This window comes from Streptomyces sp. NPDC024555 (assembly GCF_055559335.1).
In genome coordinates this window covers 16,032-30,476 of the sequence record NZ_JBVHKV010000024.1, presented here as the reverse complement: position 1 = coordinate 30,476, position 14,445 = coordinate 16,032, and the positions used below count along the sequence as shown (strand labels likewise).

Below are 14,445 nucleotides of genomic sequence, written 5' to 3'. Positions count from 1 at the left end.
TCGCGCCCTGCCCGGTGGTGGAGCGGTGGCGTTCAGGCGCGTTCCGGGTCGAACTCCAGGACCTGGGTGAGCCGGATGTTGTTGCCCGAGGGGCGGGGCCGGCCCTCAGGCGCCGGCGGGGCGGGTCCCGTCGAGGCGGTCCAGTTCCTCCTGGGACAGCCGGATCGTGCCGGCGGCCATGTTCTGGGCGAGGTGGTCCGGGTCGCCGGTGCCGGGGATCGCCAGGACGTGCGGGCCCTGGTGGAGCGTCCACGCGAGCCGGATCTGCGCGGGGGACACGCCGTGCGTCCGGGCGACGGCCGTCACCGCCTCCTCGGATTCGGCGGCCGGGCCGCTCTCACGGCCGGTTCCCGCGATGGCGAAGAACGGCACGAAGGCGATGCCCTGGTCGCCGCAGAACCGCAGGAGTTCCCTGCTCGCGTCGTTCGCGCCGAGCCCGTACGGGTTCTGGAGACAGACGACGGGCGCGATGGACCGTGCCTCGGCGAGCTGCGCGGAGGTGGCGTTGGAGAGACCGAGGTGCCTGATCAGTCCGGCGTCCCGCAGGCGGGCCAGGGCACCGAAGTGCTCACCGACCGGTCCCTCCTTGCGGCTCGGCGGCACACGGAGGTTCACGACGTCGAGATGGTCGCGGCCGAGCTGGCGCAGGTTCTCCTCGACCTGGCCGCGCAGCTGCTCCGGGGACGCCCACCACCACTCCCCCGAGGCGTCGCGGCCCGGCCAGACCTTGGTGGTGATGACCAGCTCCTCCGGGTAGGGCGCGAGGGCCCGGTTGATCAGCTCGTTCGCCGAGCGGGTGGTGGAGAAGTAGAACGCGGCGGTGTCGATGTGGTTCACCCCGAGGTCGACCGCTCGCCTGAGGACCCGTATCGACTGCTCCCGGTCGCGCGGCACCCCCTGGTCGAAGGGCTTGGTCCCGGTCAGCCGCATCGCGCCGAATCCGATCCGGTTGACGGTCAGATCACCGAGACGCCAGGTGCCGGCCGGTGCCGAGGTCGTCGCATGGGTGCTCATGGCAGGATTTCTCCTTGTACGTATCGGGGGCGGACGGCGGCCTTGTCTCCCGGGCCGGGGCCGTCCGGTGCGGGGCGCGGAACGGGCCCCGGACACAAAAAAGCCTTCCTGGTGGCGGGATCTCCATCAGGAAGGCTCGGCTGCTTCGGTGAGGCATTCTAGCAGGCCCGGGGGCGGAGGGTTCCGCCCCCGGGCCTGACGGACGGGGTGTCAGTCCGCACGGACCTGGGTGTTCTGGCCCACGTGCAGCAGCCAGCCTCCGTCGTCCTGCTTCGTCATCACATACAGCGGGGTGCCCTCCGAATCGCCTTCGGGCGCGTGGTAGACCTGCCGGATCTTGACGGCCGCCACGTCCGGGCGCAGGAACTTCGTGTGGACGGTCTCGTAGGTGACGGCCCCGTCCCAGTCGCTGTCGGGCAGGACCTCACGGGTGAAGTCCGCGATCGCGTCGTAGCCGACCAGGACTTTCCCGTGGGCCGTGGTCCACAGCGCGTCCCGGTGGAAGAGGGCGAGGAATCCCTCGACGTCCTTGTCGCGCTGGGCGCGTTCGACGGTGGCCACGACGTCCTCGATGGCCTTGATGTCCGCGGTCTCGGTGTCCATGGAGATCACTCTGCGACCTCGATCACGCTTGAGGTCAAGGAAGTCACCCGGCCCGGTTCTCCCGGAGCGGATGCCAGGCCCGCTGTTCCCGCGTGTCCGGTACGGAGAGGCCGCGGGCGCGCTGGATGGTACTCCAGGCGGTGTCGGGGTCGACGCCGTCGAGGATGAGGACCGCGGCCGCGAGGAGGGAGGAGCGTCCGATGCCGGCCCGGCAGTGGACGACGATGTGCGCCCCCTCGCGCCGTTGCCGGAGGAGGTCGCGCAGGGCCGGCAGCACGGCGGCGTGATCGGGGACGGACAGGTCGGGGACGGGCAGGGCGACGAAGCGCAGCCCTGCCGCCGTGGCGGACCGCGGCTCGTCCGCGAGCCCCAGCTCCGCGCGTTCGGGTTCGGTGAGCGCGCAGACCAGGACGTCGGCCCCGGCGTCCTTGAGCGCGGCCATCTCCGGCTCCAGCCAGTCGCCGCCCCGGGGTCTGGCCATGGTGCTGAGCCGCCCGGGGCCGGGGAGGTCGACGGTGAAGAGGGTGGGACGCATGCGGGACACCGCCTTCGGGTCGGACGGGTGAGGTGGTGCGCTCTTGCGGGCCGGGCCTCGCGCGGCGGGCCGCCTCGTCCGACGCTCCTCGTCCCAGGGGCGCGGGCGGTCGTCGCGGCGCCGGACGGTGGGAGGCGGGACCCCGGTGAACGGGGGTGGCGGGAGGGGGCGCGGTCATATGTGGCGGTGGTAGGCCTTGTTGGCGATGCGCCAGCCGGTGTCAGTATGCACCAGCAGGAACACGTCGGTGAAGGTGTCCGCCCCGTGCCACAGCGTCATGCGGGCGGTGGCGACGGTCCCGTGGACGTCGACCGTGTCGACGCGGCGGACGCGGGAGATCTCGTCCGGTGCCGGGTGGCCCGGGAAGAGCGCGCAGTAGGCGTCGAGGTCCCACGAGACGAACGCGCCGTCGCGCACGCCCTCGATGTGGGCGGTGGGCAGGAAGGCCTCGCGGAAGTGGACGGGGTCGCCGGTGGCGTGGCCGCGCAGGTACGCGCGGAGCGGCGCGCGGACCGCGGCGTCCGGGGCGGGGGCCGTCGCGGCGAGCGCGATGTCGGCACCGGGGCCCGCGGGGGTCGCGGCCAGCTCCGACGCGCTGGGCAGCGGAACGTCCGAGGCCGCGGCGAGGAGGGCCATGTCCTTGGCCAGGGCGCCCGTGGTGAAGTCGGCGTTCCCCTCCGTCGGCCCGCCGAGCAGGAAACGGCGTTTGCCGGCCACCAGGGCACCGAGCCGGCCCAGTTCGAGGACGTCGAGGACATCGGCGCGCGGGAGCCCGAGGGCGTCCGCCTGGCGCAGCGGATCGCGCAGGGCGAGCACGGCACCGGCGAGCCCGCTGTTGGCGACGAGTTTGAGCGCGGCGGCCGTGGCGGCGTCGTCGACACGGCGCACCGTGCCGAGATCGTCGAGCACCGGCCGCACGCGGTCGAACGCGCTCCCCCGCGCCGCCGCGAGGATCTGGAGGGTGCCGGCGGCCGCCGCCGGAACGGATCCGAGCACCGGCGCGTGGACGTACGACGGGCCGAGCCTCCCGGCCAGCGCCGCCGCCTCGGCGGGCGACACGGTGGCGGTGTTCACCACCACCGCGTCCTCGCGCAGCGACGCGCTCGTCGCGTCGACGACCTGGGCGCAGGCCGGTCCGTCGAACAGGGCCAGGACGACGACATCCGCCTCTGCGACGGCCTTCGCCGGATCGTCGGTGGTCCTGACGGCGCCGTCCGGCCGCCCCGAGCGGGTCCAGCCGACGACGTCATGTCCCCGGGAGGCGAGTCGTGCGGCGAAGGCGGTTCCCATACGTCCCAGACCGAGGACGGCGATCGTGTGCGATGCGTTCATACGAGCCACGGTGCGGCACGACGAGAGATGCGACAAGCGCATAGTTCGCATGCCTGATCTGCCTCGCACGCATACCTGGGAGGCATACTTGCCGCATGGATCTGCAGGTGTGGCGTGCGTTCGTGACGGTGTGCCGGCTCGGTTCGCTGTCCGCGGCGGCGGCCGAGCTGAACCACACGCAGTCGGCCGTCTCCCGGCAGATCGCGGGCCTGGAGCGGCAACTCGGCGTTTCCCTGATGGAACGTCATGCGCGTGGGGTGCGGCCGACGGAGGCCGGGGAGGTGTTCCGCCGTCATGCCCTGGCGACACTGGCCGAGGCCGACCGTGCGCTGCGTGCGGTACGGGAGGCGCGGGACGGGACGGCCGGGCGGCCGCTGGTCATCGGGGCGACCCCGTCGCTGGCCGCCGGGATCGTGCCCGAGGCCGTCCGGCGTCTGCTGGACGGGGCGGGGGCGCTGCGCTGGAGTCTGCTGCCGGGGCTCAGCGCGCATCTGGTGAGCCGTGTCGTCTCCGGCGATCTCGACCTGGCGGTGGTGACCGACGCCCCTCCGGGGCTGCCCGCCGACGCGTCGTGCGAGCGCCGCTTCCTGGGGCTCGACGCGATGGTGGTCGTGGTTCCGGTGGGTCATCCGCGGGCCGGACAGGGCCCCGTGGAGATGCGGGCCCTGGGTGACGAGACCTGGGTGGAGGACAACGAGGGCTCGGCCGCCCTGCTGCGCCGGCACGCCGCCCGAGCGGGGGTCGGCGCCCGGATCGGTCTCGCCGCGGCCGATCTGCCCGGCAAGCTGGCCATGGTGGCGACCGGGCACGCGATCGCGCTGGTCCCGGGCGTGCTCGCGGGCGCGCTGCGGGCCGACGTCACCACCGTAGGGCTCGTGGATCCTCCGACCAGGGGCATCTACGCGCTCACTCCGCGCCGCTCCCCCCATCCCGCCGCCGCACCCCTCGTCGACCTGCTGGCCGAGGCCTTCGCGTGACTCCCTGCGCCGCGGCGCCCGGTGGGTGGGGCGCGGCGGCCCGGTCCGGCGCTCCTGCGCGCCGGACGGTTCGCGCGATCGGGCGGGGTGCGCGCGGGTGAGTCCGTACGGGTGGGCCGGTCCGCTGGACGGGGCAATGACACGTGTCGTCCATCGTTCCCTGTGTGCCGCCTGTTCAGGATGCCCGTATGAAACCCAAGCCCCAGCGCCTCGCCGCGCTGCGTTCACGCGCCCGGTCCACAGGCGTGGCCTGTGCCGTGCTCGCCGCGGTCGTACCGGCCGTCACCCTCGGCTTCGGCGTCACGCCCGCATCGGCCGCCCCGCTGCCGGGGGGCCTCGGCCCGTGTGTGCCCGGTGACTGCCCCGACCCGTTCCCCGGCATCAACAACGGCGACATCGCCGGCCGGGACAACGGCATCAACATCTTCGTGGGCAACGACTTCCTCGTCCGCGGCCGTGCCGCCGAGGCGGAGGGTCGCGTCGTGGTCCTCGACGACTTCGACCAGAACAAGGACGCGGACGCGAGCGCCCTGTACAACCTCGGTGTCGCGGGCGTCGGGTCCCGGGTTCCGCCGCCCAACGGCGCGGACTCCCTGACGACCGGCGGGGACGTCACCATCGCCGACGGACAGCGTCTGGACACGACGGGCGGTCTGCCCGACGAGCAGGGCATCGTGCGGTACGCGGGCGACCAGACCGGCACGCTCATCGGCACGCCGATCCAGGACCCGAACGCCATCGCCCCGTACGCGGCGCTGCGCGACGAACTGACCGCCGCCAGTCAGTGCTACGCCCGTCCCGACGGTTCGCTCCGCACTCCTACGGGCACCGCCGTCAACGAGGGCTTCCAGACGCGGTTCACCGGTGACGGGACGTCCGCGCTCCAGGTGTTCAACGTCGACTTCGACATGACGAACGCGACGGGCGGCCAGCAGGCGGTCCTCTTCGAGAACATCCCGGACAACGCGACGATCCTCGTGAACGTCATCGGGGCCGACCGGACGATCAACACGTCCAGTGGCGGCATCGACGACTCCACGGACCCGCTCAACGCCTACCGCGAGCGCCTGCTGTGGAACTTCCCGGACGCCACGACGGTGGATCTGACGGGCTCCGGCCAGTTCCAGGGCAGCTTCCTGATGGGTGAGCAGTCGTCGATGACGACCGTGTCGCTCCCGGGTGTGAACGGCCGCTTCTTCACCACCGGTTCGGTGACGCACACCAGTCCCGAAACCGGGGGCGGGGGCCAGGAGTTCCACTCGTACCCGTTCAACGGCGACCTTCCCGACTGCGGCGGGCCGCAGCCGGTGACGGGGCAGGTCAGCGTCCTGAAGAAGGACTCGGACACCGGTGACCCGCTCGCGGGCGCCGACTTCGAGCTGTGGCGCGAGACCAACGGCGTGGACGGCCTCCAGACCACCGGCACCGATCCCGACACCCAGGTCAGCGACTGCACGACCCCGGCCGACGGCATCTGCTCGGAGACCACGGCCCTGGGTACGTACTACTGGCGCGAGACCGCGGCGCCCGACGGCTACGACCTCCCGGACCCCAACGTCTTCGGCCCCCTCGTCCTCACCGAGGACAACGCCGAGGACGGCGTCCGTGTCGAGGCCTCCAACACCCCGAGCGTCGTCCCTCCGGTCACCGGTGAGGTCAGTGTCCTGAAGCAGGACGCGGAGACCGGTGAGCCGCTCGCGGGCGCCGACTTCGAACTGTGGCGCGAGACCAACGGCGTCGACGGCCTCCAGACCACCGGCACCAACCCCGACACCCAGGTCAGCGACTGCACCACCCCCGCCTCCGGCATCTGCTCGGAAACCACCACCACCGGCACGTACTACTGGCGCGAAACCGCAGCCCCCGACGGCTACGACCTCCCCGACCCCAACGTCTTCGGACCCCTCGTCCTCACCGAGGACAACGCCCAAGCCGGCGTCCAGGTCGAAGCCGCCAACACGCAGACCCCCGTCCCGCCGGTGCGGGGCGAGGTCAGCGTCCTCAAGAAGGACGCGGAGACCGGCGACCCGCTCGCCGGCGCCGACTTCGAACTCTGGCGCGAGACCAACGGCGTCGACGGCCTCCAGACCACCGGCACCAACCCCGACACCCAGGTGACCGACTGCACCACCCCCGCCTCCGGCATCTGCTCGGAAACCACCACCACCGGCACGTACTACTGGCGCGAAACCGCAGCCCCCGACGGCTACGACCTCCCCGACCCCAACGTCTTCGGACCCCTCGTCCTCACCGAGGACAACGCCGAGGACGGCGTCCAGGTCGAAGCGGCCAACACGAAGACCGTGATCCCGCGCACCAACGGGCTGGTGAGCGTGCTGAAGAAGGACGCGGACACGGGTGCCCCGCTCGCCGGGGCCGACTTCGAGCTGTGGAAGGAGAGCAACGGCGTCGACGGTCTCCAGACCACCGGGATCAACCCCGACACCAAGATCACCGACTGCACCACCCCCACCTCGGGCATCTGCCAGCAGCTCACCCTTCTGGGGAAGTACTACTGGCGCGAGACCGCGGCCCCCGACGGCTACGACCTCCCCGACCCCAACGTCTTCGGACCCCTCGTCCTCTCCGAGGACAACGCCGAGGACGGTGTCCGGGTCGAGGCCGCCAACACGAAGGCCCCGGTGCCGCCGGTGAAGGGGTCGATCACGCTGGACAAGACGGACTCGAAGAACGGGGAGCCGCTTCCGGGCGCCGTCTTCGAGCTGTGGCGCGAGACGAACGACGTGCCGGGTCTGCAGACCACGGGAACGAACCCGGACACGCTGGCCGACGCCGGCTGCTCGACCGACAGCGCGGGGGTGTGCACCTTCGACGACCTGCCGCTCGGTGAGTACTACCTGCGGGAGATCGCCGTTCCGGAGGGCTACGTCCTGCCGGCCAACCCGGTCTCGGGTCCGTTCGAGGTGACGGAGGCGAACAGCTCCCAGGGCGTTCACGTCGAGCTGTCCAACAAGCGCGGCGAGCCGTGCAAGGGCAAGTCCTGCAAGGACCGCTCCCACCAGGGGGCGCGTGCCTGACCGGGTCACCCGCCCGGCCGTTCATCGATGGGCGGCCGGGCGGGAGCACTGATTGGCTGGCGGCACGGGGTTTCCGATCCGCCAGGAGGTCAGGCAGTGCGTCCCAACAGCCTCATCGGTGCCGTGGTCGCCACAGCGGCCACGGCACTGCTGTGTTCCGCGGGCCCCTCGGCGGCCTCCTCCCCGCGCGAGGCAGCGTGCACGGCGCCGGCCGGACCGTACCAGCGGCAACTGGAGAAGCATCTCGGACTGCCCGTCGACGGGCGCCAGTCCGCCGCGGACTGCCGGGCCATCCGCGCCTTCCAGACCGCGCACGACCGCCCGCACGCGGACGGTCTCGCCGATCTCGGCACGTACCGCACCATGCTCGTGGTGGAGGCGACCCCGAATCCGAACGCGGCCGGCCACTGCCCGGTGGAGTCCTCGCGGGTGACGTGCGTCGACATGGACCGGCAGCTGCTGTGGGTGCAGAAGGGCAAGAAGGTCGTCTTCGGTCCGGTGCCCACCCGTACCGGCCGTGACGCCCAGGAGACGCGGCCCGGCCGCCACACGATCTACTGGCGGGACCGCGACCACGTCTCCACGATCTACGACAACGCGCCGATGCCGTACTCGCAGTTCTTCGACGGCGGACAGGCGCTCCACGGGCACCCGGGCGATCTGTACGACGGCGGCGGTTCCGCCGGATGCGTCAATCTCACCGTGGACGACGCGGCGAAGCTGTGGGAACTGCTCGCTCTGGACGATGTCGTCTATGTGTGGGGTGTGAAGCCCGGGACCGGCGACTGAGCCGGGCGAGGGGGCGGGGCAGGCGGGTCCGCGGCGTTGTCGTCGGTTGCCGACGCTCCGCGTTGACGCCCTTCTCCGGCTCGCAGCCGCGCGCGCCGCACCCCGCTCCCTGATGCAGCCTGATCCGGACGAAGGACCCTAGGCTCCCGGTCTGCCCGGGAGCGTGGTCCGGGTCCTGAGGTCGGTGTCCAGGAGGCGGACCAGTTCGCCGACGCGTCCGCCGCCGTCCGGGGCCGCGGGGAAGCGGGTGAGGACGTCGACGACGAGCGGAGTGGCGTGCCGTGCCAGCTGCCGGAGGTGGCGGGGGCCGACGTTCCGGTCGTCGTCGGCGAGGAGTTCGGCCGTCCGCGCCGCGTGGGCGCCCGCTCCGAGGATGTGCTTGACCTGGGTGGCCCTGGCCAGCGGGTGGAGGTACGCGGCGGCGGCCGCGGACATGGCGGCCCAGGCGGCCTGCCGTCCCGCCTCGGTCTCCGCGCACTTGGCCGCTCTGAGGGCCGCGGTCGCGGTGTCCCTCAGGGCCTTTCCTCGTGCGCCGCCCCTCGCGAACTCCCCGGCGGCGGCAAGGGCGTCGCGGGGCCGGGTGTCTCCCGGCCGATCGTCCTCGAAGGCGCCGAGCGCCCCTTCCGCGCACGCGGCGGCGAACGCGGTCACGGCGCGCAGGTCCTGTGTGCTGAGGGCGATCGCGTCGCTGTCGTCGGTCATCCGGCCATCCTCCCCCGACGGGCGGTCCGAGGGCCCGCCGGGTCCCGTCGACGGAGGGCGGGCGTGCCTGTCGCGAAAGCCGGTTGAGCCGCGGCCGGGTGTCGGCGAGAGTCGTGCGCATGGAGTTCATCTGCTATCACCGCGACCGGCCCGGTTCCCTCCCCCTGCGACAGGCGTTGATCGAGGAGCACTGGTCCTACATGGACCGGTTCGAGAAGGAACTGATCGCCCGCGGCCCGGCCTTCGACGCCGCCCGCGAGGTGCCCGTCGGCAGCGTGCACATCGTCGCCCTGCCGGACCCCGCTGCCGCGCGGGCCTTCGCCTTCGACGAGCCCACCTACCAGGCCGGTGTCTACCGTGATGTGCTGCTGCGCCGGTGGCGCAACCTGCTGGGCCGCACGATGTGGGAGTTCCCGGGGGGCACGGAGGGGGACGACCGCTATCTCGTACTCGGGCTCGGGCAGGGGCAGGCGGTCGACCTCGACCCGCCGGCGAACCGGGACGACCTGCTCGCGTACGGACCGCTGCTGTCCGACGACGGCGAGACCTGGCTCGGCACGGCGGTCCTGCTCCGGGCCTCGGGCCCCGAGGCGGCGCGGGCCGTCCTGACGTCCGACGCGTACGCGTCCGTCGAGGTGCATCCGTGGGAGTGCGGCGGGCGGCGTTAGCGGGGCGGGCGCCTCGGCACGAGAAGGATCCGGAGGCGGACCGCGCAAAGTCCCGCCGGGCCTGCACGGGCAGGTCCGGCGGGACGGCGGCGGGGCCGGGCAGGTCGGTGCCCGGCCCCTGAGGGAGGGGAGTTCACGGACCGTCACGGGGTGGGGGTCCGTGGTCTCCCCTCCGGTCGGTGGGGGCGATCAGCGCCGGTGGTGGTGGCCGTGGCCCCGGCCCCAGGACTCGGTGTCGACGGTCCGGCCCCGGCTGTCGCGCAGGGTGGCGGTGTCGGAGTAGTTGTCCCAGACGTAGTCGCGACGGTCCTGGTAGAGGTCGGTGCGGGTGTCCCGGCCGTGTCCGGTGTGGACGCGGACGGTGGCGCGCCCGGCCAGGCGGACGTCGTCGAAGCGGTAACGGTGCCCGTCGGAGCTGCGGAGGGTCCAGCCGTCGAGGTTCACCGCATGGCGGCCCCGGTTGGTGAGCTCGACCCATTCGGCGTTCAGGGACCGGTTGGACCCGTCGTCGCGTCCGGGGCTGTCGGCCCGGACGTCGCTGATGACCACCTGGGCGCGGGAGGGGTGCCGGTCGTGGTCGTGCGCGGAGGCCGGCAGGGCCGCGGCCGAGACGAGGGCGCCCGCCGTCAGGACGGTCGCGGCGATACGGCGCGGGGTCGAAGAAGCAGACAAGGTGATGTCTCCTCAGGAACAGTGCCCCGGATGGTCCGGCGTGGGCCGGCCGGGGCGGTACGGGTTCCCGGTCCGTTGCGGGCCGGGAGCCAGAACTCTGCGCCTCGGGACGCCGCCGTGTCGGGCGTCGTCGGCCCGGTTACCGTTCGCGGACATTTCCGCAACTCTCGGTTGTATCCGGCACGCATACGCGCCGGGCGTGGCCCTGACATTCACTGAACGTCGCACCGACCCGTTCAACGCTCAACGGGAAGCCCTTTCGGTCACGCTCCGGCCGACGCGGTTCCTCCCGTGCGGCGTCCGATCGGGGCGCGGCAGCCACGTAACGGCTGTTCTGCACGTTTCTTCGCACACCAGGACTTATTCAGCGCATACCACCGATTACGGGCGGAAGGGTGTGGGTCAGTGCGTGGGCGGGGTGAACTCGGGCTGGTCGAGAAGACGCAGCCAGCTTCCGTCCGGCTGGCGGCGGACGACCTGGGCCCGCGCGCCCGCGCCGTCCTTGGGCGGGGTCGAGGTGAGCGCGATGCCGCCGCTGATCAGGGTCGGCAGCGGCTGCTCCTGCTCGAAGCGGGGCCGGTTCGCGAGCACCTTCTCCCACAGGGCGCGGATCGCCTCACGGCCCTCCGTCCTGCTTCCCGCCGGATAGGCCATCACCGCGTCCTCCTCGTAGAGCGCGGCGACGCCCTCCGCGTCACCGGCGTTGGACCGCTCGACGAAGAGGCGGGTGATGTCCTCGGGGTGCATGGCCTTCTCGTACTCGGTCATGTCCGTCTCCTTGAGTGAGCCGCATCGAAAGCCGCGTCCTGGGCGAACCGGTGCGGCGCGTGCCGTTGTGCCTCCCAGCGTGCGCGGAGCCCGACGAGAAGTCCAACAGATGGTTCTTGTGCGAGCTAGAATTACCAGTCATGGAACTGAGGCAGCTGGAGTACTTCGTCGCGGTCGCCGAGGAGCGCAACTTCACCCGGGCCGCCGCGCGCGTGCACATCAGCCAGTCCGGTGTCAGCGCCCAGATCCGGCAGCTGGAACGGGAGCTGGGCGCCGAGCTGTTCGACCGTTCGGCGCGGACCGTCACCCTCACCGTCGCGGGGAAGGCCGCGCTCGGTCACGCGCGCGCGGCGCTCGCCGCAGCCGGGGCGGTCGGCCAGGCGGTGGGCGAGGTGACCGATCTGATCCGGGGGCGGCTCACCGTCGGCATGGTCGTCGGCTGCACCCTGACGCCGCTGTTCGACGCCCTCGCCGGGTTCCACCGGGCGCACCCCGGGGTGGAGGTCTCGCTGCTGGAGGACACCTCGGAACGCCTCGTGGAGGGAGTGCGTACGGGGGCGCTGGACCTGGCCCTCGTCGGGGCGGCGAGCGCGCCGCCCGAGGGCCTGGAGGCGCTCGTCCTCATCAGTGAGCGGCTCGTCGCGGCGGTCCCGGCCGGACATCCTCTGACGTCACGGCCGGGGCTCGCCCTGAGCGATCTGGTCGCCCATCCCCTTGTGTGCATGCCGCCCGGAACCGGGCTGCGCACCGTGCTCGACCAGGCCTGCGCCGCGCGGCGGCTCACGCCGGTGGTCACCCTGGAGGCGGGCGCCGCGGACGCCATCGCCGCCCTGGCCGCGCGAGGGCTGGCCGTCGCCGTCCTCAGCGAGTCGATGGCCGCGGCCTACCAGGACACCCTCGTCGCCCTCACCCTCGACGACGTGGACACCCCCGCCCTGCTCGCCCTCGTCTGGAAGGGCACGCACAGCCCCGGCATGCGCGAGCTGCTGGCGCACAGTCGGCGCGCCTTCGCCCTGCCCGAACCCCCGCCGGCCGCCGTCTGACGGGGTCCGGCGCCCTCAGTCGAGGCAGAACTCGTTGCCCTCGATGTCCTGCATCACGAGGCACGACTCGTTCTCCTCGTCCGCCTCCATCAGATACAGGCGCTTCGCGCCCAGCTCCGTCAGGCGTGCGCATTCCGCTTCGAGCACCGCCACCCGTTCCGCCCCCACCAGACCGGTGCCCACGCGGACGTCCAGATGCACCCGGTTCTTGACCACCTTGCCCTCGGGCACCCGCTGGAAGTACATCCGCGGCCCGACCCCCGTCGGATCCATGCACACGAAACCGGCGTCCCGGCGCTCCGGCGGCAGCGTGCTCTCGTACGCGTCCCAACTCGCGTGGCCGTCCGGGGGCGACGGAACGACGTACCCGAGCACCTCGCACCAGAATCGGGCCACGCGCTGGGGCTCCGCGCAGTCGAAGGTGATTTGGACTTTCTTGATCGTCGCCATTGGACCACCATAGTCGGGCGCGTTCACGAGGCCCCGCGACAGGGACACCGGCCCGGCTCCACACGCCCTCCGGCCGGGCGCCGCACCGCTCTTGACCCTGACGCGCGGGTCAGGGGTTAGCGTCGCCGCACCTCGTGGCCGGTGGCGGTGGTGCCGTCGGCCGGGTTTCGGTCAGGAGTTGTCCATGGGTACATCGCTGCCGCGCGTCACGCGGGAAGTCCGGCTCGTCTCGTCGCCGGAGGGGTTGCCGAAGGCGGCGGACTTCCGGGTGGTGGAAGCGCCGTTGGGGGCGGTCGGGGACGGTCAGGTGGTGGTCAGGAACCGGTTCTTCCTGGTGTTCCCGGGGCTGCGGACCCTGATGGGCGACGAGCACGACGGGGTGCCGCTGCCGCCGCTGCGGGAGGGCGACACACTGTTCGGGCCGGCGGTCGGGGAGGTGGTGGCGGCGCCGGAGGGTGCTGGGGTGAAGGTCGGCGACCTGGTGACGCATCTGCGTGGATGGCGGGAGTACGCGGTACTGCCGGCCGGTGAATGCGCGGTGGTGGGTGAGGAGTTGCCGGACCCCGTGGCACTTCTGGCTCAGGGATCCTCGGGATACGGCGCGTTGACGCGGCTGGCGGGCGTGCGTGAGGGCGATGTGGTCTTCGTGACGGGGGCCGCCGGGGCGGTGGGGTCGTTGGCGGGGCAGACGGCCAGGCTGCTGGGCGCCGGGAGGGTGATCGGGAGTACGGGCTCCGCGCGGAAGGCGGAACGGCTCGTGTCCGAGCTGGGGTACGACGCGGTGGTGGTGCGCGGAGCCGGTCCGATCGCGGACCAGTTGGCCGTCGCGGCGCCGGACGGGATCGATGTGCTGGTCGACACGGTGGCGGGCGAGCAGTTGGTCGCGGCGATCGGCGCGGCGCGGCAGGGGGCCCGGTTCGCGCTGGTGGGGGCCTTGTCGGGGCAGTTGTCCGCACGACGGGGCGGGGGCAGCGCGCCGGTGGAGGTGGACGCCTACCGTCTGGTCGTGAAGGGGATCTCGCTGCGCGGGTACGCCGGCCTGGACCACCCCGATGTCGAGAAGGAGTGGGTCGGCCGTTTCGGCGACTGGCTGCGCTCCGGGCGGATCACCTTCGTGCACACCCGGATTCCGGGCATCGATCGCGCTCCCGCGGCGTTGCAGGAACTGATCGAGGGCCGCCATTTCGGTTCCGTGGTCGTGGAGTTGTGACCCGACCCGACCCGGATCCGGTGGCGGTGGACGTGGACGCCGGGTCACGGGAACGGGAGTGAGAGCGGTGCGGATCGGTGAGGCGGCGGCTGCGGCCGGAACGACGGCCAGGGCCCTGCGGTTCTACGAGCAGCGGGGGCTGCTGCCCCCTCCCGAGCGGACGGCGTCCGGCCAGCGGGAGTACGGACCCGACGAGGTGGCGCGGGTCCGGGTGATCCGTGATCTGCTCGGCCTGGGGCTCACGGTCGAGGATCTGCGCGGCTGCGCCGACCGTCTGCACCTCGTGACCGAGGACGCCTCGCCCAAGTGCGGGTCCGCCGGGGCCGGAGGCGCACCCTCCGGCGTCGTCGGCCGCAGGCTCGCAGCCCTCGACTCCGAGATCGGCCGCCTCGTCGCACTCCGCGAGAACCTGGCGCGACGAGCCGCCGGGCGCTGATGCTCGGCCGGGCGCGGTGGGGGCTCCTCCCGGCGGGGTGGAGGCCCCGCAGCGTGCGGGTCGGCCCGGCGGGCGCGGCGGGTCGGCGCGCCTTGCGGAGCCGGCACGCCTGGCGGAGCTGGCGGACACGGCGGGCCTTGCGAACCAGGCAGTCCTTGCGAACCAGGCGGACTCGGCACGCCTAACAGACCCGGCGGACGCGGCATCC

Annotated in this window: 15 protein-coding genes; 7 read left to right on the top strand and 8 right to left on the bottom strand. The window is 72.6% G+C overall.

The annotated features are described in order from the left end of the window. Positions 1-105 precede the first annotated feature (105 nt). From ACZ4FH_RS31695 to ACZ4FH_RS31680, 4 genes are all read right to left on the bottom strand, one after another. Positions 106-1,014 (bottom strand): aldo/keto reductase, encoded by a 909-nt coding sequence (locus ACZ4FH_RS31695; protein ID WP_467309219.1) that lies wholly within the window; start codon positions 1,012-1,014, stop codon positions 106-108. Between the two features lie 210 nt (positions 1,015-1,224). Beyond that, positions 1,225-1,617, bottom strand: a complete 393-nt coding sequence (locus ACZ4FH_RS31690) for an SgcJ/EcaC family oxidoreductase (protein ID WP_467309218.1) — start codon at positions 1,615-1,617, stop codon at positions 1,225-1,227. Positions 1,618-1,660: 43 nt separating this feature from the next. Beyond that, positions 1,661-2,152 carry a protein-tyrosine phosphatase family protein gene (locus tag ACZ4FH_RS31685; RefSeq protein ID WP_467309217.1) on the bottom strand — a complete coding sequence of 164 codons (492 nt, stop codon included), beginning with the start codon at positions 2,150-2,152 and terminating at the stop codon, positions 1,661-1,663. 174 nt (positions 2,153-2,326) lie between these two features. Continuing rightward, entirely contained in the window at positions 2,327-3,526 is a 1,200-nt protein-coding gene (locus ACZ4FH_RS31680) for a nuclear transport factor 2 family protein (protein WP_467309216.1), read from the bottom strand. 53 nt (positions 3,527-3,579) lie between these two features. Here ACZ4FH_RS31680 and ACZ4FH_RS31675 point away from each other — a divergent pair, with 53 nt between their 5' ends. The 3 genes from ACZ4FH_RS31675 to ACZ4FH_RS31665 all read left to right on the top strand — a co-directional run bounded on the left by ACZ4FH_RS31675 (position 3,580) and on the right by ACZ4FH_RS31665 (position 8,288). Continuing rightward, positions 3,580-4,461: a LysR family transcriptional regulator gene (locus ACZ4FH_RS31675; RefSeq protein WP_467309215.1), complete on the top strand. Its 882-nt coding sequence runs from the start codon at positions 3,580-3,582 to the stop codon at positions 4,459-4,461. Between the two features lie 188 nt (positions 4,462-4,649). Then, complete coding sequence (locus ACZ4FH_RS31670) at positions 4,650-7,499, top strand: SpaA isopeptide-forming pilin-related protein (protein WP_467309214.1); 2,850 nt, start codon at positions 4,650-4,652, stop codon at positions 7,497-7,499. Positions 7,500-7,595: 96 nt separating this feature from the next. Next, entirely contained in the window at positions 7,596-8,288 is a 693-nt protein-coding gene (locus tag ACZ4FH_RS31665) for a L,D-transpeptidase (protein WP_467309213.1), read from the top strand. A 138-nt stretch (positions 8,289-8,426) separates the two neighbouring features. On the opposite strand, the gene ACZ4FH_RS31660 is transcribed toward ACZ4FH_RS31665, so the two are convergent. After that, positions 8,427-8,990 carry a putative immunity protein gene (locus tag ACZ4FH_RS31660; RefSeq protein ID WP_467309212.1) on the bottom strand — a complete coding sequence of 188 codons (564 nt, stop codon included), beginning with the start codon at positions 8,988-8,990 and terminating at the stop codon, positions 8,427-8,429. Between the two features lie 119 nt (positions 8,991-9,109). Here ACZ4FH_RS31660 and ACZ4FH_RS31655 point away from each other — a divergent pair, with 119 nt between their 5' ends. Continuing rightward, positions 9,110-9,658 carry a YciI family protein gene (locus ACZ4FH_RS31655; RefSeq protein WP_467309211.1) on the top strand — a complete coding sequence of 183 codons (549 nt, stop codon included), beginning with the start codon at positions 9,110-9,112 and terminating at the stop codon, positions 9,656-9,658. Positions 9,659-9,847: 189 nt separating this feature from the next. Here the strand turns inward: ACZ4FH_RS31655 and ACZ4FH_RS31650 are convergent, their stop codons facing one another. Together ACZ4FH_RS31650 and ACZ4FH_RS31645 are read right to left on the bottom strand one after the other, a co-directional pair. After that, complete coding sequence (locus tag ACZ4FH_RS31650) at positions 9,848-10,336, bottom strand: lamin tail domain-containing protein (protein WP_467309308.1); 489 nt, start codon at positions 10,334-10,336, stop codon at positions 9,848-9,850. Between the two features lie 396 nt (positions 10,337-10,732). Beyond that, positions 10,733-11,098 (bottom strand): YybH family protein, encoded by a 366-nt coding sequence (locus tag ACZ4FH_RS31645; protein WP_467309210.1) that lies wholly within the window; start codon positions 11,096-11,098, stop codon positions 10,733-10,735. Between the two features lie 140 nt (positions 11,099-11,238). Here ACZ4FH_RS31645 and ACZ4FH_RS31640 point away from each other — a divergent pair, with 140 nt between their 5' ends. Continuing rightward, positions 11,239-12,141, top strand: a complete 903-nt coding sequence (locus ACZ4FH_RS31640) for a LysR family transcriptional regulator (RefSeq protein WP_467309209.1) — start codon at positions 11,239-11,241, stop codon at positions 12,139-12,141. A 15-nt stretch (positions 12,142-12,156) separates the two neighbouring features. On the opposite strand, the gene ACZ4FH_RS31635 is transcribed toward ACZ4FH_RS31640, so the two are convergent. Beyond that, positions 12,157-12,591, bottom strand: a complete 435-nt coding sequence (locus ACZ4FH_RS31635) for a VOC family protein (RefSeq protein WP_467309208.1) — start codon at positions 12,589-12,591, stop codon at positions 12,157-12,159. A 184-nt stretch (positions 12,592-12,775) separates the two neighbouring features. Between ACZ4FH_RS31635 and ACZ4FH_RS31630 the strand changes: the two genes are divergently transcribed. Next, entirely contained in the window at positions 12,776-13,801 is a 1,026-nt protein-coding gene (locus ACZ4FH_RS31630; RefSeq protein WP_467309207.1) for an MDR family NADP-dependent oxidoreductase, read from the top strand. Positions 13,802-13,868: 67 nt separating this feature from the next. Beyond that, positions 13,869-14,237 carry a MerR family transcriptional regulator gene (locus tag ACZ4FH_RS31625; protein WP_467309206.1) on the top strand — a complete coding sequence of 123 codons (369 nt, stop codon included), beginning with the start codon at positions 13,869-13,871 and terminating at the stop codon, positions 14,235-14,237. Positions 14,238-14,445 lie beyond the last annotated feature (208 nt).

Coding starts and splice junctions, on each gene's coding strand:
- ACZ4FH_RS31695 (WP_467309219.1), bottom strand. CDS start 1,014: ATGAGCACCCATGCGACGACCTCGGCACCGGCCGGCACCTGGCGTCTC.
- ACZ4FH_RS31690 (WP_467309218.1), bottom strand. CDS start 1,617: ATGGACACCGAGACCGCGGACATCAAGGCCATCGAGGACGTCGTGGCC.
- ACZ4FH_RS31685 (WP_467309217.1), bottom strand. CDS start 2,152: ATGCGTCCCACCCTCTTCACCGTCGACCTCCCCGGCCCCGGGCGGCTC.
- ACZ4FH_RS31680 (WP_467309216.1), bottom strand. CDS start 3,526: ATGCGCTTGTCGCATCTCTCGTCGTGCCGCACCGTGGCTCGTATGAAC.
- ACZ4FH_RS31675 (WP_467309215.1), top strand. CDS start 3,580: ATGGATCTGCAGGTGTGGCGTGCGTTCGTGACGGTGTGCCGGCTCGGT.
- ACZ4FH_RS31670 (WP_467309214.1), top strand. CDS start 4,650: ATGAAACCCAAGCCCCAGCGCCTCGCCGCGCTGCGTTCACGCGCCCGG.
- ACZ4FH_RS31660 (WP_467309212.1), bottom strand. CDS start 8,990: ATGACCGACGACAGCGACGCGATCGCCCTCAGCACACAGGACCTGCGC.
- ACZ4FH_RS31655 (WP_467309211.1), top strand. CDS start 9,110: ATGGAGTTCATCTGCTATCACCGCGACCGGCCCGGTTCCCTCCCCCTG.
- ACZ4FH_RS31645 (WP_467309210.1), bottom strand. CDS start 11,098: ATGACCGAGTACGAGAAGGCCATGCACCCCGAGGACATCACCCGCCTC.
- ACZ4FH_RS31640 (WP_467309209.1), top strand. CDS start 11,239: ATGGAACTGAGGCAGCTGGAGTACTTCGTCGCGGTCGCCGAGGAGCGC.
- ACZ4FH_RS31635 (WP_467309208.1), bottom strand. CDS start 12,591: ATGGCGACGATCAAGAAAGTCCAAATCACCTTCGACTGCGCGGAGCCC.
- ACZ4FH_RS31630 (WP_467309207.1), top strand. CDS start 12,776: ATGGGTACATCGCTGCCGCGCGTCACGCGGGAAGTCCGGCTCGTCTCG.